This is a genomic window from Plantibacter sp. MCCC 1A11337 (assembly GCF_013349365.1).
GTDB lineage: Bacteria > Actinomycetota > Actinomycetes > Actinomycetales > Microbacteriaceae > Plantibacter > Plantibacter flavus_A.
The window spans coordinates 164,303-177,425 of record NZ_JABJWX010000003.1 but is presented as its reverse complement, the minus strand read 5'-3'; the positions used below and the strand labels follow the sequence as shown (position 1 = coordinate 177,425).

At 69.1% G+C, this 13,123-nt stretch carries 14 protein-coding genes and 1 tRNA gene; 5 read left to right on the top strand and 10 right to left on the bottom strand.

The window, feature by feature from the left end; genetic code table 11:
• Positions 1 to 36: 36 nt before the first annotated feature.
• Both HOW07_RS12675 and HOW07_RS12670 read left to right on the top strand, forming a co-directional pair.
• Positions 37 to 699: a YqaJ viral recombinase family protein gene (locus HOW07_RS12675; protein WP_079003253.1), complete on the top strand. Its 663-nt coding sequence runs from the start codon at positions 37 to 39 to the stop codon at positions 697 to 699.
• 42 nt (positions 700 to 741) lie between these two features.
• Positions 742 to 1,968 carry an ROK family transcriptional regulator gene (locus tag HOW07_RS12670; protein WP_071258753.1) on the top strand — a complete coding sequence of 409 codons (1,227 nt, stop codon included), beginning with the start codon at positions 742 to 744 and terminating at the stop codon, positions 1,966 to 1,968.
• Here the strand turns inward: HOW07_RS12670 and HOW07_RS12665 are convergent.
• Both HOW07_RS12665 and HOW07_RS12660 read right to left on the bottom strand, forming a co-directional pair.
• Complete coding sequence (locus HOW07_RS12665) at positions 1,935 to 2,708, bottom strand: DUF998 domain-containing protein (RefSeq protein WP_175117354.1); 774 nt, start codon at positions 2,706 to 2,708, stop codon at positions 1,935 to 1,937. The two genes, HOW07_RS12670 and HOW07_RS12665, sit on opposite strands and share 34 nt — an antisense overlap.
• On the bottom strand, positions 2,705 to 3,334 hold the full coding sequence (locus HOW07_RS12660; RefSeq protein WP_175117353.1) for a Pr6Pr family membrane protein: 630 nt from the start codon (positions 3,332 to 3,334) through the stop codon (positions 2,705 to 2,707). Before HOW07_RS12660 ends, HOW07_RS12665 begins: the two co-directional genes overlap by 4 nt.
• A 301-nt stretch (positions 3,335 to 3,635) precedes the next feature.
• On the opposite strand from HOW07_RS12660, the gene HOW07_RS12655 reads away from it, so the two are divergent.
• On the top strand, positions 3,636 to 4,592 hold the full coding sequence (locus tag HOW07_RS12655) for an NADP-dependent oxidoreductase (RefSeq protein ID WP_175117644.1): 957 nt from the start codon (positions 3,636 to 3,638) through the stop codon (positions 4,590 to 4,592).
• A gap of 153 nt (positions 4,593 to 4,745) precedes the next feature.
• Here HOW07_RS12655 and HOW07_RS12650 read toward each other — a convergent pair whose 3' ends face one another.
• From HOW07_RS12650 to HOW07_RS12625, 6 genes are all read right to left on the bottom strand, one after another.
• Positions 4,746 to 5,303, bottom strand: a complete 558-nt coding sequence (locus tag HOW07_RS12650) for a GNAT family N-acetyltransferase (protein WP_121289062.1) — start codon at positions 5,301 to 5,303, stop codon at positions 4,746 to 4,748.
• A gap of 79 nt (positions 5,304 to 5,382) precedes the next feature.
• Complete coding sequence (rplA, locus tag HOW07_RS12645; RefSeq protein ID WP_064294552.1) at positions 5,383 to 6,072, bottom strand: 50S ribosomal protein L1; 690 nt, start codon at positions 6,070 to 6,072, stop codon at positions 5,383 to 5,385.
• Positions 6,073 to 6,186: 114 nt separating this feature from the next.
• The gene (gene rplK, locus HOW07_RS12640; RefSeq protein ID WP_056014074.1) at positions 6,187 to 6,618 is read right to left on the bottom strand and encodes a 50S ribosomal protein L11; all 432 of its coding nucleotides are present in this window, start codon (positions 6,616 to 6,618) and stop codon (positions 6,187 to 6,189) included.
• A 93-nt stretch (positions 6,619 to 6,711) separates the two neighbouring features.
• Complete coding sequence (nusG, locus tag HOW07_RS12635; RefSeq protein ID WP_079706703.1) at positions 6,712 to 7,674, bottom strand: transcription termination/antitermination protein NusG; 963 nt, start codon at positions 7,672 to 7,674, stop codon at positions 6,712 to 6,714.
• 139 nt (positions 7,675 to 7,813) lie between these two features.
• On the bottom strand, positions 7,814 to 8,086 hold the full coding sequence (gene secE, locus HOW07_RS19185) for a preprotein translocase subunit SecE (RefSeq protein WP_056014068.1): 273 nt from the start codon (positions 8,084 to 8,086) through the stop codon (positions 7,814 to 7,816).
• A gap of 41 nt (positions 8,087 to 8,127) precedes the next feature.
• Positions 8,128 to 8,200 (bottom strand) — tRNA-Trp (locus HOW07_RS12625).
• A 249-nt stretch (positions 8,201 to 8,449) separates the two neighbouring features.
• Here HOW07_RS12625 and HOW07_RS12620 point away from each other — a divergent pair.
• Complete coding sequence (locus HOW07_RS12620; protein WP_175117352.1) at positions 8,450 to 9,010, top strand: DUF805 domain-containing protein; 561 nt, start codon at positions 8,450 to 8,452, stop codon at positions 9,008 to 9,010.
• Here the strand turns inward: HOW07_RS12620 and HOW07_RS12615 are convergent.
• Complete coding sequence (locus HOW07_RS12615) at positions 8,985 to 10,253, bottom strand: low temperature requirement protein A (protein WP_175117351.1); 1,269 nt, start codon at positions 10,251 to 10,253, stop codon at positions 8,985 to 8,987. The two genes, HOW07_RS12620 and HOW07_RS12615, sit on opposite strands and share 26 nt — an antisense overlap.
• A 237-nt stretch (positions 10,254 to 10,490) precedes the next feature.
• Between HOW07_RS12615 and HOW07_RS12610 the strand changes: the two genes are divergently transcribed.
• Complete coding sequence (locus tag HOW07_RS12610) at positions 10,491 to 11,564, top strand: alkene reductase (RefSeq protein ID WP_175117350.1); 1,074 nt, start codon at positions 10,491 to 10,493, stop codon at positions 11,562 to 11,564.
• Between the two features lie 60 nt (positions 11,565 to 11,624).
• Here the strand turns inward: HOW07_RS12610 and HOW07_RS12605 are convergent, their stop codons facing one another.
• Positions 11,625 to 13,118, bottom strand: coding sequence for a helix-turn-helix transcriptional regulator (locus HOW07_RS12605; protein WP_175117349.1), 1,494 nt, complete (start codon positions 13,116 to 13,118; stop codon positions 11,625 to 11,627).
• Between the last annotated feature and the right edge of the window lie 5 nt (positions 13,119 to 13,123).

Here is a 13,123-nt window from a genome sequence, read left to right as displayed (position 1 = left end):
ACCGCAGGAGTCGGAAGCGTGGGGGACAATGGAGAGGTGAACTCAGCTCTGCTCTCCCGGATCGTCGCTGACTCCAGCGACCGCATCTCGTGGCTGCGGGCTCGTTCGCGCGGGATCACCGCGACCGACGTCGCCACCCTCTCGACCCCGGCCTCGATCCAGCGGGCGGCCGACGCGAAGCTCGGTGGGACGGGCTTCTCCGGCAACGCCTTCACCGACCACGGGCGCGCCCGCGAGCCCGAGATCGCCCGGTGGGTCGCCGCGACGCACGGGATCAACCCCTCGTCGGCGCTGTTCCGTGCCGAGGTCGAACACCGCCACCTCGCCACCCCCGACGGCATCGCCGTGACCGAGCGCGGGGCCGTCGTGCTCGCGGAGATCAAGACCACGACGAAGTCCTGGCGCTCGATCCCCCGCAACTACCTGCGTCAGGTGTGGTGGCAGCAGTACGTGATCGGCGCGGAGCGGACGCTCGTGGTCTGGGAGGAGCACAAGGACTTCGTCCCCGTCGACGACGAACCGCTCTGTCGGTGGGTCGAGCGCGACGACGCCGAGATCGCGAAGCTGGTCGGCCTCGCGAACGCGCTCATCGACGAGCTGTACCACCGCACCAATCCGGCCGCCCGGCGCCCGGTCCTCCCGGAGCCCGCGCCCGTCGCTCGGCCGCTCCGGGAACCCCTGGTGAGCCTCGACTTCTGACGACAAGTCGACAGAAGTCGACCGAGGTGGTTGACTGTGGCCATGACCGAGCCGCTGCGCCCCTCCCCCGGAGCACCGGGCGCCGGCGACCTCTTCCAACTCTTCCGCGGCGGTGAGGCGCGCACGAAGTCCGAGTTGTGCGCCCTGACCGGTCTGGCCCGCTCCACCGTCTCCCTCCGCATCGACGCCCTCGTTGCAGCGGACCTACTCCGCCCCGCGGGAGAAGCCGCGTCCTCGGGCGGCCGCCCGCCCGCACGGATCGCGTTCAACCCGCTCGCGCGCGTCGTCGTCGCCGTCGACCTGGGGGCGACGCATGGGACGGTGGCCGTCACCGACCTGGCCGGAGCGATCCTCGCGACGAGCCGCGCGGAGCTGCAGATCGCCGCAGGACCCGAGCCCGTCCTCGACTGGGTGGTCGAAGCGGCGTCGGCCCTGCTGGCCGCTCCGCAGACGTGGGCCACACCCCAGCCGGTCGCTCCCCCGGTCATCGGGATCGGGATCGGCCTGCCGGGACCGGTCGAGCACTCCACCGGACGGCCGACCAACCCGCCGATCATGCCGGGCTGGGACCGCTTCGACGTCCCCGCCTACATCCGCCGGACCCTCGACGTCCCGGTCCTCGTCGACAACGACGTCAACGTCCTCGCCCTCGGGGAGCACGCGATCTCCTGGCCGGACACCGACGACCTCGTCTACGTGAAGGTGTCCACGGGGATCGGTGCCGGCATCATCGCGGGTGGCGAACTGCAGCGCGGCGCACTCGGTGCGGCCGGCGACATCGGGCATGTGCAGGTCCCCGTCGGACGGGACTCCCCGCGCGCAGCCGACGACGACCGCGACCTCGAGGCCATCGCGAGCGGGCCGGCGATCGCCACCGAGCTCCGCGCCCACGGGATCGACGCCATGAGCAGTCGCGACGTCGCAGCGCTCATCCGCGCGGGCGACCGGACGGCCATCGAGACCACCCGGCAGGCCGGCCGGGAGATCGGTGAGGTGCTCAGTGTCGTGGTGAACCTCCTGAACCCCTCGGTGATCGTGCTCGGTGGGACGATGACGCGTGCCGGTGAACATCTCCTCACCGGCGTCCGCGAAGTGGTCTACCGTCGATCGATGCCGCTCGCCACCGGGCACCTCGGCATCGTCACCTCGACGGCCGGCGAGGAGGCCGGGGTCTTGGGAGCGGCGATCATGGTGCTGCGCGACGCCCTGTCCGCACCCGCGATCGACGCGATGACTCAGCCTCGGGCGCTCGACGCCGCATCGACCTGACGCGCGTCCTCCACTGTGGAACCAGGGCGTCCGTCGTCGTCCGCCTTCCCGACGGCGAGCACCTCCGCCAGGCCGTATCCGACGAGCCAGAACAGGGCGATCGTCATCGCCGCGAACTCCAACCAGCTCCCGACCTGCTGCCCCACCTCGGCGAGCGAGAGGAGGCCGCCGAGCCCCGCGATCACCGCGACGGCTGACCCCGCGAACCACGACAACCGCCGGACGGCGCGCAACCGCGATCCGAGGGCCGACCCGATCATCGCCAGGCAGGCGAGCGCGAAGCCCAGCACGGCGAAGGAGATGTGCACCGCGTCCTGGAGGGTGAACAGTGGGTTCGACGGGATCGGGCACTCGTAGGTACAGGTCACCCGGGACGCAACGAGGAAGCACAGGCTCGACAGTCCGACGAGCAGCCAGGGGACGAGCAGCAGTCCGACCCTCGTGCGGCGCTGACCGGGCTCGCGGGACGGGAGGACTCGCTGCAGCGCTCCGGCGACGCTGAGACCACCGATCGCGACCATGAGCAGTGCCGCGTTGAAGACCGGAGCCGTCACCTCGCCGGTGGCGCCGAGGCCGCTCACGTAGCTGTTCTTACCGAGACTGAGACGCGCGGCCCAGATCATGACCGTGGCGACCACGACGAGCACGCCACCGATGATCGCGAACGCGAGGGCGACGGACCGGCGACGACGGACCGCCGAGGGGCGAGGGACCCGCTGGTCCGATGCGGCTCCCGTCATCCGCGGATGAGCCTGGTCCGGCTCAACGCGATGACGGCACAGCCCATCAGACCGATGAACCCGGCGATGGCGATCATGTACACGACGACGGCTCCCCATCCTCCAGGCTGCGCCGGGTTGAGGAACGGGTACGGGTACCAGCCGACGATCGATCCGCGGATCATCGTGTAGATGGTCCAGACGAGCGGGAACGCGATGATCGCCCACACCTGACGCCATTCCAGACGGGACTTGCCAGGCGTGACGATCCAGACCAGCACCAGGTAGATCGGTGCGATGAGGTGCAACACCTCGTTCGACCAGCCGAGGGTGTGCCCCTGGTCGAGGGCGATGCCGCGCAGCAACAGGTTGTAGACGACGCCGGTGGTCGCCATGTAGGTCACGACGCAGCCGAGGACCAGGTTGTACCAGGCGGGATCGCGTCGCAGCCGGAAGCAGAAGCCGGCACCGATCAGCAGCACGATCGCGCTCAGCGCGTTCGACAGGATCGTGAAGTAGCTGAAGAAGTTGACGAAGAAGTCGTCGGGCGCATCACCGAAGGACAGGGTGTAGACGAACTGGCCGACGATGGCGGCGATGATCACACCACCCGCGATGATCCTGATGACTCCGAACAATGCGCGCATTGCGCCACTGTATCGGAAGCACGCGCCCGAGGATCGGGCGACAGCCGGGCAGCCGTGTCCCCCGAAGAGAGGGAATCGTTTCCAGCCAATTGACACCCCCGTAACAGCGCCGACTCATTCGACGGCTTTGATGAGAACAGAGCCGGACCACGCACCGGAGCGAGACTCGTCGCCGAGCCGACCTCCGCCGGGTGGAGCTTTCGGGGGATGAACGACGAAGGAGTACTCGATGCGTCAAGGAGTCGGACACTCCTGGTCTCTGGCGACAACCGCGGACGCGGTGAAGCCGGCACCGGAGACCATGCGAGCCGCGGTGATCGACGCCCTCGGCAGCCCTGAGGTCCTCCGGATGGAGACCGTACCGACACCGCGTCCGGTCATGGCGGAGTTCCTCGTGAAGGTCGTCGCGGCCGGCGTGAACCCGGTCGACGCCAAGACCCGCGCGGGCCGGGGCGTCTCCTCCGCCATCACGACGATGCCGGCCGTCCTCGGGTACGACTTCAGCGGCATCGTGGTCGAATCGCCCTTCGCTGCGGCCGGCCTCATGCCCGGCGACGAGGTCTACGGCATGACGAGTTTCCCACGGACGGGCGGCAGCTATGCCGAGTACGTCACGGTGTCCTCCCTGAGCCTGACGCGGAAGCCGACGACCCTGTCGCACGTCGAGGCAGCCGGGGTCCCCCTCGCCGCACTGACCGCGTGGGGCATGGTCGTCGACGTCGCGAAGGCGCACGAGGGGCAGCGCATCCTCGTCCACGCCGGGAGCGGCGGTGTCGGGCACTTCGCCGTGCAGTTCGCCACCTACTTCGGCGCGCGGGTGATCGCCACCGGCTCCGGTCGGAACGTCGGTTGGCTGCGCGAACTCGGCGCCCATCAGGCGGTCGACCACGAGTTGCACCGGTTCGAGGACGTCGTCGACCAGGTCGACGTCGTGATCGACCTCGTGGGCAACACCGTGGAGGACACGGGGTCGCGTTCCCTGCGGGTCCTCCGCCCGGGCGGGCTCATCATCAACGCGCCGACCGGCTCCTGGCCGACACTCGAGGAGGAGGCCCGGGCCGCGGGCGTCCGCGCGACGCGGTTCACCGTGGCACCCGACGGCGCCACGCTCGACACCATCAGTCGACTGCTGGAGTCCGGGGACGTCCGGGTGTTCGTCGACCAGGTGTTCGACCTCGACGCCGTCCGGCAGGCCCACGTGCTCCTCGAGGGCGGACACTCACGCGGCAAGATCGTCCTCAAGGTCGCCGACGGCTAGGCTGCCGCCCTTCGACCAGCTCAGGGACCGGTTGGGTGCGCTCAGGGAGCGGCGACAGGACCCCGCCCTTCGACAAGCTCAGGGACCGGTTGGGTGCACTCAGGGACCAGCGACAGGACCCCGCCCCACCCCGGTCACTGAGCCCCACCCCGGTCACTGAGCCTGTCGAAGTGCGCCCCCGAAGACCTGCTCCATGACGAAGTCGTCGTGTCGTTCGGGTCCGACGAGGAACGTCTTCGTCCCCACGACCGTGAACCCGCTCTTGTCGTAGAACCGGATCGCCCTGGCGTTCTGCTGGTTCACCCCGAGCCACACCGACGTCACCCCTCGGGACCGGGCGTCGTCGAGTGTCGCCTCCATGAGCGTGCGCGCTCCGCCGGCACCGTGGCTCGCGGGGAGCACGTACAGCTTGCTGAGTTCCGCCGTCGGGCGGTGCGTGACCGCAGCGAGCACGTCGGCGTCCACCGGATCGCCGAAGACGAGCATCGTGTAGCCGATGGCCGTGCCGTCATCGTCGTCGACGAGGAGCCGGAGCGCGCGTCCGGGATCGGCCAGGTAGCCGGTGAACCGGTCGAAGGTGAAGTGCTCGGCGATGAACGCGTCGATGTGCTCCTGCGCGGTGCCGGGCGGGCAGGCGAGGGCGAAGGTCGCTGCGGCGAGCGTGGCGAGGGTGGCGGCGTCATCGGCCGTGGCGGTGCGGGTGGAGACCATCCCTGCATCGTACGACGCCACCCCGTCGGACGACGAAGGCCCGGTCGCGTGACGCGACCGGGCCTTCGTGCTGGTGAGACTAGATGGAGTTGACGTCCAGCGGGATGCCGGGGCCGAACGTGGTCGACACGGCGCCCTTCTGGATGTAACGGCCCTTCGAGGAGGACGGCTTGAGGCGGAGGATCTCCTCGAGCGCGGCGTTGATGTTCTCCTCGAGCTGCGAAGCGTCGAACGAGGCCTTGCCGACGACGAAGTGCACGTTGGAGTGCTTGTCGACGCGGAACTCGATCTTGCCGCCCTTGATGTCGGACACGGCCTTGGCCACGTCCGGCGTCACGGTGCCGGTCTTGGGGTTCGGCATGAGGCCACGGGGACCGAGGACCTTACCGAGACGACCGACCTTGCCCATGAGTTCCGGGGTGGAGACCGCGGAGTCGAACGAGGTGTAGCCCTCGGCGACCTTCGCGATGAGCTCGTCGCCGCCGACCTCGTCAGCACCGGCCGCGATCGCGGCTTCTGCTGCCGGGCCCGTCGCGAAGACGATGACGCGGGCGGTCTTGCCCGTGCCGTGCGGGAGGATGACCGTGCCGCGGACCATCTGGTCAGCCTTGCGCGGGTCGACACCGAGCTTGAGGGCGACCTCGACGGTGCTGTTGAACTTGGCGGAACCGGTCTCCTTGGCGAGGGCGACGGCCTCGTTCGGGGTGTAGTACTTGTCAGCCTCGATCTTCTCGGCTGCGGCCCGGTAGGCCTTCGACTTCTGTGCCATGTGCGTTCTCCTATGAGAAATGTGGTCATCTGCGCCTGGCCGGCGCTGCCACGAGTGAAAAAGTGAGACGTGCGCGGTTCCGCCTGGTGGCGTCCCCGAAGCGGGTCGAGAGGGTTAGCCCTCGACCGTGATGCCCATGGAGCGGGCGGTGCCGGCGATGATCTTCGCGGCTGCGTCGATGTCGTTCGAGTTCAGGTCGGGAGCCTTCTGCTCGGCGATCTGACGGACCTGCTCCTTGGTGAGCTTCGCGACCTTGACGGTGTGCGGGGTACCGGAGCCCTTGGCGACGCCGGCGGCCTTCTTGATGAGCTCCGCTGCGGGCGGGGTCTTCAGGATGAAGGTGAACGAACGGTCCTCGTAGACGGTGATCTCGACGGGGATGACGTTGCCGCGCTGCGACTCGGTGGCCGCGTTGTACGCCTTGCAGAACTCCATGATGTTGACGCCGTGCTGACCAAGGGCGGGGCCGATGGGGGGAGCAGGGTTTGCGGCGCCGGCCTGGATCTGCAGCTTGATGAGACCCGTGACCTTCTTCTTCGGTGCCATGTTTCTTCCTTCTTCTGGGGTTCGAGCGCCATCGGATGATGTGCGCTCTCCCGCGCGCCCGTCGGGCGGCGGTGGACTGTGGAGCCGTGTGGCTTAGAGCTTGGTGACCTGGTCGAAGCTGAGCTCGACCGGCGTCTCGCGCTCGAAGAGGGAGACGAGCACCGTGAGCTTGCCGCTCTCGGGCTTGATCTCGCTGATGGAGCCGGGGAGACCCGCGAACGAGCCTTCCTTGATCGTGATGGTCTCGCCGATCTCGAAGTCGACCTCGGCGGGGATGACACGCTGCTGCGTGGCGCTGCCCTTGGTGCCGGAACCCTTGACGGGCGCGGTCTCCTTGACCTCGACGAGCGACTTCAACATGTTGAAGGACTCCTCGAAGCGGAGCGGCGTGGGGTTGTGCGCATTGCCGACGAAGCCGGTCACGCCAGGCGTGTGGCGGACGACCGACCAGCTGTCCTCGTTGAGGTCCATGCGGACGAGCACGTAGCCGGGGATGCGGACGCGGGTGACCATCTTGCGCTGGCCGTTCTTGATCTCGACCACGTCTTCCATGGGGACCTCGACCTGGTAGATGTAGTCCGCGACCTCGAGCGTCGACTTGCGCTGCTCGATGTTGGCCTTCACCTTGCGCTCGAAACCGGCGTAGGAGTGGATGACGTACCACTTGCCCGGCAGGAAGCGGAGTTCCTTGCGGAACGCGTCGTAGGGGTCCTCCTCGGACTCCTCGGCGGGCTCGGCGTCGGCGTCGGTGGGGTCGGCCTCTTCTTCGGCGATGGCCTCTGCTGCGGCTTCGACCTCGGCGGCCTCGTCGAGCTCGAGGGCGTCGTCGACGACGGCGTCGGCCTCGGGGTCGACGGCTTCTGCCATCGCGTCGAGCACGGCGTCGAGGTCGACCTCGGTGTCGCCGGTCTCCTCGACGTGGACGGCGTTGTGCTCAGCGGGGTCGACGGAGTGCTCGTCGGCCGAGAGCACGTTGCCCTCCTGGGCCTCGTCGTCCTCCGAGGACTGCTCGGCAGCGGTTGCCCAGTCGACGTCGTTCGAGTTTCGCTCAGACACTGATTTCCATTCCGTTTCTGTTGTGCGGATCGTGGGTGATCCCCGACCGCGGCGCCGGATCCTGGCGCGTGACGACTGCGTCGCCGTCTGTGATTGTGGAACCCGGGTACCGGGCCGGAGCACCGGAACCTGAGCGGAACTAGCTCGCGGTACCGAACACCAGCGTGACGACCCAGGCGAAGACGAAGTCGATGCCGTAGACGAGCGCCATCATGATGCAGACGAAGATGAGCACCACAGCCGTGTAGCTGAGGAGTTCCTTCCGCGTCGGCGTGACGACCTTCTTGAGTTCCGCGAAGACCTGCTTAAGGAACAGGACGATGCCCGAGAAGAAGCCGCGCCGTTCGGCACGGTCCGCCTTCGCCTTGACGACGACGTCCTCGCCGGGCGTGTCGGTACTCTTCGGGGCCACTCGTTACACCTTTCGTGTGCCGGTGCATACGCACCGACTCGCAGGGCGGACAGGACTTGAACCTGCAACCTGCGGTTTTGGAGACCGCTGCTCTACCAATTGAGCCACCGCCCTTCAGTGCTGACGCACCGGAGGGGTCGAAGCTACCCTGACCTCCTGAGCGTTGCCCCACCACACGGGTGAAAACAGGCGCAGAAAATCATGGCAGATTTCAACTACCTCCATCCAGTGTACGGCACGGTCGCCCGGCTGTAAAACCAGCGTCAGGTCTCGCCGGCGAGGGATCCCTCCTCCTGCACTCGGAGCGCTTGCTCGCGTAGGGTTGCTCCTTCGGACGCACGACGACTCGACCCGGGGGGACCGATGAGCAGCGCAGACGAACACGAGACGACCTCGAAGGCGGCGGAGACGAACCGCGAGGACGATCGCCGGATCCCGCCCCGCTTCGCGGACGACAGCCCGCTCCCGGGAGCCGGCCCGATCCAGGCGTTCCTCCGCTTCTGGAAGCGGTATCCGATCTTCACCGGGCGGGCCAGCCGGAGCGAGTTCTGGTGGTGGGTGGTCGTCCACGCCGTCATCGTCACCGCACTCCTGGTGATCGGACGCGGCGTCGACGTCGCGACCGGGGTGACGGCCGGTTTCTGGGAGGGTCAGATCACCGAAGGCCCCGCCTGGGGCGTCCAGAGCATCCTGACCGGGATCTGGGGGCTCGCGACGATCATCCCGGGGCTGTCGCTGAACGCCCGTCGCATGCACGACACGGACCACAGCGGCTGGTGGCAGCTCATCAACCTGCTCCCGATCTTCGGGTGGTTCTTCTTCGTCTGGCTCGCGGCGCAGCCGAGTGACCGGGGCGGTGCCCGCTACGACACGGGGCCGAACCGCGAGGGCGCCGAGATCAAGCCTGGCGACGCTCCGCAGTGACCCGCCGGTCCGGGAGGACCGTGTCGGCGATCGCGGCGAGGACGAGCACGCCGGTGCAGAGACACCCGAGGACGAGTTCCCCGAGCTGCGGCAGGAGGAACGCGGCGACCGCACAGCCCGCGAGCATCGCGAGGCCGATGACCGGCGCGAGGGGTACGGCGCGGTCGACGACGAACCGGAACAGCGACAGCCCGAGCAGGTAGAGGACCGGGCCGCCGAGGATGACGACGCCCCCGGCGAGTTCGACGGCATCGGCGGGTCGGTCGAGGATCTCCTTGTCCCCCACCGAGACGAGCACGATCCCGGCGACGACCACGACGTGGGCGTAGCTGTATCCATCGCGCGCGATGCGTCCGAGGCGTCCCGGCCCGCGTCGTTCGGAACGACCCTCGTCACCGTCGGCGCGGTCGGCCTCCTCCTCGGCGGCCTCGACCGCTCGGCGTCCCGCCGCCTCCGTACGGTGGAAGTACAGCCACCACAGCGCGACCGCGGAGACGAAGGCGCTCAGCATCCCGACGACGGCGTCGACCGACGTCTCGAGCTCGACGAACGCGAACCCGGTGACGAGCAGCGACTCACCGATCGCGATGATGATGAAGAGCGACGCCCGCTCGGAGAGGTGCGCACCCGAGAGCTCCCAGCTCTCGACCTCCGAGCGCCGCACCCCCGGCAGTCGGAATCCGAGGGCCCCGCCGCCGTACTCGACGGCGACGGCGCAGATCCAGAACGCCAGCTGCCAGTCGGCCGGCACCAGCGCGCCGGCGATCCAGAAGACGGCGGCGAACGCGGTCCAGACGAGGACGCGTGCGAAACTCAGGGCCACGTCCCGGTCGTGCCGCCAGGTCGCCACGACCATGAACAGCGTCCGGACGAGCTGGAGCACGACGTAGGCGACGGCGAAGGCCAGCGCGCGATCGGTGAACGACGCCGACACCGACACCGCCGCGACGAAGGCCAACAGGCCGAAGCCGATGAGCGCGAGTCGCACCGCGAGCCGTTCCGGGTCGAGCCAGTTCGTCACCCAGCTCGTGGACACCCAGGACCACCAGAGCGCCAGGATGAGGACGATCGACTCGAGGGCGGCGGTGACGCTCTGGTCGTCGGCGATGAGCTTGCTCAGCTGGGTGAGCGCGAAGACGAAGACGAGGTCGAAGAACAACTCGACGAAGGTCACGCGCTCGGCGCGTTCACCGGACTCCGGACGACGGAGATCGGAGACGAGGCCGAATCTGGGGGCGGACATCTTCGTATCCTGGCAGGGATCCCGGTGCCGACGCCTCCCCCTCGGATTCGTCGACACCGGGTCGTGCTCGTCGCGAGCTGCGGGGACAGAGCCCGACGACCACACGGTGAGCCTAGCAAGAAGTATTCCAGATGCACAAGGTTCAGAAGCATCATCGGAATATCGGCGGTCGCCGGCGGGTTGCGTCCGGAGGCCGCGTCGTCCGCGTGCCGCACCCCCACGAAAGGCATCACCCGTATGGATCTCTTCGCCCCCGTCCGACTCGGCGACCTCGAACTCGCCAACCGCGTCGTCATGGCCCCGCTCACGCGCATGCGGTCCGGAGCCGACGGTGTCCCCGGCGACCTCGTCGCCGAGCACTACAGCCAGCGCGCAGGACTCGGGCTCATCATCACGGAGGGCACCTACCCGAGCGCCGAGTCGCGCTCCTACCCGGGCCAGCCCGGCATCGTCACCCCCGAGCAGGTCGAGGGCTGGCGGGGCGTCGCGGAGGCCGTGCACGGCGCAGGCGGGCTCATCGTCATGCAGCTCATGAACGGTGGCCGCGTCTCGCACACCGACATCACGGGCACCGACCGCATCGTCGCGCCGAGCGCGATCGCCATCGCCGGCGAGGTCCGGACGCCCGCGGGCGCCCAGCCGTACCCCGTCCCGCACGCGCTGACCACCGAGGAGCTCGACACGGTCCGCGAGGAGTTCGTCCAGGCGGCTCGCAACGCGATCGAGGCGGGGCTCGACGGCGTGGAGCTCCACGCCGCGAACGGCTACCTGCTGCACCAGTTCCTCTCCCCCGTCTCCAACGTGCGCGACGACCGCGCCGGAGGCAGCCCGGAGGCCCGCGCGTCGTACGTCGCCGAGGTCGTCAACGCCGTCGCGCAGGCGGTCGGTGCAGCGCGCGTCGGCATCCGCATCTCCCCGATGAACGGTGCCGGTGACACGGCGGAGACCGACGAGGCCGACGTCCGCGCGACCTACGAGGCCCTGCTCGACGCCCTGGCACCGCTCGGCCTCGCCTACCTCAGCATCCTCCACGAGGACCCGGCCGGTGCGCTCGTCCAGGACCTGCGCGGTCACTTCGGCGGCAAGCTCATCGTCAACAGCGGCTTCGGCACCGTCACGACGCGCGACGAGGCGATCGCCCTCGTCGAGCACGCGCACGCCGACGCCGTCGCCGTCGGGCGTCTCGCCATCGCGAACCCCGACCTCGTCGAGCGCTGGGCGGGCGAGCACGAGGAGAACACGCCGAACCCGGCCACCTTCTACGGCCCGGGCGCCGAAGGCTACACCGACTACCCGCGCCTCGCGAGCTGATCACGCTCAGGCGAGGCACCTCGTCGCTCGACACCACCTCGGGCGACGAGGTGCCTCACCTCAGTCCGCCCGCGGCGCGTGCGACTCGAGGAACTCGTACACCTCGACGGAGTCGACCCCCGGGAAGGACCCGGTCGGCAGCGCCGCCAGCAGACTCGTCGGCGTCCGCGCCGCCGGCCAGGCTTTCCCCTCCCATCGTTCGGCGAGCGCCGGTGACGCCCGACGACAGCATCGCTCGTCGGGGCAGCTCGAGGTGGACCGGTGCGGCGTCTCGCGTCCGCGGAACCACTTCACGTGCGCGAACGGGACACCGACGCTGACCGAGTACTCGCCCTCCTTGGCCTTCTCGATCCGCGAGGTGCACCAGAAGGTGCCCGTGTCCATGTCCGTGTACTGATACCAGGGACTGAAACGGTCCTCGACGTCGAAGACGGTCCTGGCCGTCCAGTTGCGGCAGACGAGCGAGCCCTCCACCGCTCCGAGGACGTCGGACGGGAACGTGACCCCGTCGTTCTCGTACGCCTTGATGATCGTCCCCGACTCGTGCACCTTCATGAAGTGCACCGGGAGTCCGAGGTGCCTCGTCGCGAGGTTCGTGAAGCGGTGCGCGGCGGTCTCGTACGACACCGCGAACGCGTCGCGCAGGTCCTCCATCGAGATGCGCCGGAGCTGTTTCGCCTCACCGAGGACGCGCACGGCGTCGCGCTCGGGCAGGAGTATGGCCGCCGTCAGGTAGTTGGTCTCGACGCGCTGCCGCAGAAAGTCCGCGTAGTTTCCCGGCTCCTCGTGTCCGCACAGGTGACTGGCGAACGCCTGGAGGATGGGTGATCGCGAGTCACGGGACATCGAGGGTTCGGTCGGCAGGTAGATCCGACCGTTGCGCCGGTCGGTGACCGAGCGCGTCGAGTGCGGCAGGTCGCCGACGTAGTGGAGCGAGAACCCGAGGTGCTGCGCCATCTCCGCGACCGTCTGCTGCGAGACCGGCCCTCCGGTGTAGCCGACGGCGTCGAGCAGCCCTTTCGCGACGGCCTCGAGCTCGGGGAAATGGTTGTCGGCCGCCCGCATGTCCGCCCGGAGGACCGCGTTGGCCCGGCGTGCCTCCTCGGGCGTCGCCGCGCGCTCCCGATGCAGGCGGGCGACCTCATCGTGCAGCGCCAGCACGGTGCGCAGCGTCTCGTCCGCGGTGCCTTTCGAGACCCGGATGGGCGCGATCCCGAGGGCGGAGAAGACGGGGCCCCGCTGAGCACGCTCGACGGCGATCTCGAGCGCGGCCCGGTCACTCGGCGGTTCGTCACGGAGCAGGTCGTCGACGGTGGTGCCGAGGGCGGCGGCGATGACGCGGAGCATCGACAGGCTCGGCTCCCGATGCCCGTTCTCGATCGCCGACGCCTGGGACGGTGCTCGGTCGATCGCCTGCGCGAGCTCGTCGAGCGTGAGGCCTGCGCGAGACCGGGCATCGCGGATCCGGCGACCGAGGACGAGGGCGTCCGCGTGCGGAGCAGGTCCGTCACCAGGGGTGGCGGAGGCGGGTGGAGCAGCGGCGGTGCTGGTCATGGTGA

Bases quoted from the DNA above. Each gene is read 5' to 3' on its own strand.
- HOW07_RS12665 (WP_175117354.1), bottom strand. From the start codon at position 2,708: ATGACGGGAGCCGCATCGGACCAGCGGGTCCCTCGCCCCTCGGCGGTC.
- HOW07_RS12660 (WP_175117353.1), bottom strand. From the start codon at position 3,334: ATGCGCGCATTGTTCGGAGTCATCAGGATCATCGCGGGTGGTGTGATC.
- HOW07_RS12615 (WP_175117351.1), bottom strand. From the start codon at position 10,253: ATGTCCGCCCCCAGATTCGGCCTCGTCTCCGATCTCCGTCGTCCGGAG.
- HOW07_RS12605 (WP_175117349.1), bottom strand. From the start codon at position 13,118: ATGACCAGCACCGCCGCTGCTCCACCCGCCTCCGCCACCCCTGGTGAC.
- HOW07_RS12610 (WP_175117350.1), top strand. From the start codon at position 10,491: ATGGATCTCTTCGCCCCCGTCCGACTCGGCGACCTCGAACTCGCCAAC.
- rplK (WP_056014074.1), bottom strand. From the start codon at position 6,618: ATGGCACCGAAGAAGAAGGTCACGGGTCTCATCAAGCTGCAGATCCAG.
- HOW07_RS12670 (WP_071258753.1), top strand. From the start codon at position 742: ATGACCGAGCCGCTGCGCCCCTCCCCCGGAGCACCGGGCGCCGGCGAC.
- HOW07_RS12655 (WP_175117644.1), top strand. From the start codon at position 3,636: ATGCGAGCCGCGGTGATCGACGCCCTCGGCAGCCCTGAGGTCCTCCGG.
- HOW07_RS12620 (WP_175117352.1), top strand. From the start codon at position 8,450: ATGAGCAGCGCAGACGAACACGAGACGACCTCGAAGGCGGCGGAGACG.
- HOW07_RS12650 (WP_121289062.1), bottom strand. From the start codon at position 5,303: ATGGTCTCCACCCGCACCGCCACGGCCGATGACGCCGCCACCCTCGCC.
- rplA (WP_064294552.1), bottom strand. From the start codon at position 6,072: ATGGCACAGAAGTCGAAGGCCTACCGGGCCGCAGCCGAGAAGATCGAG.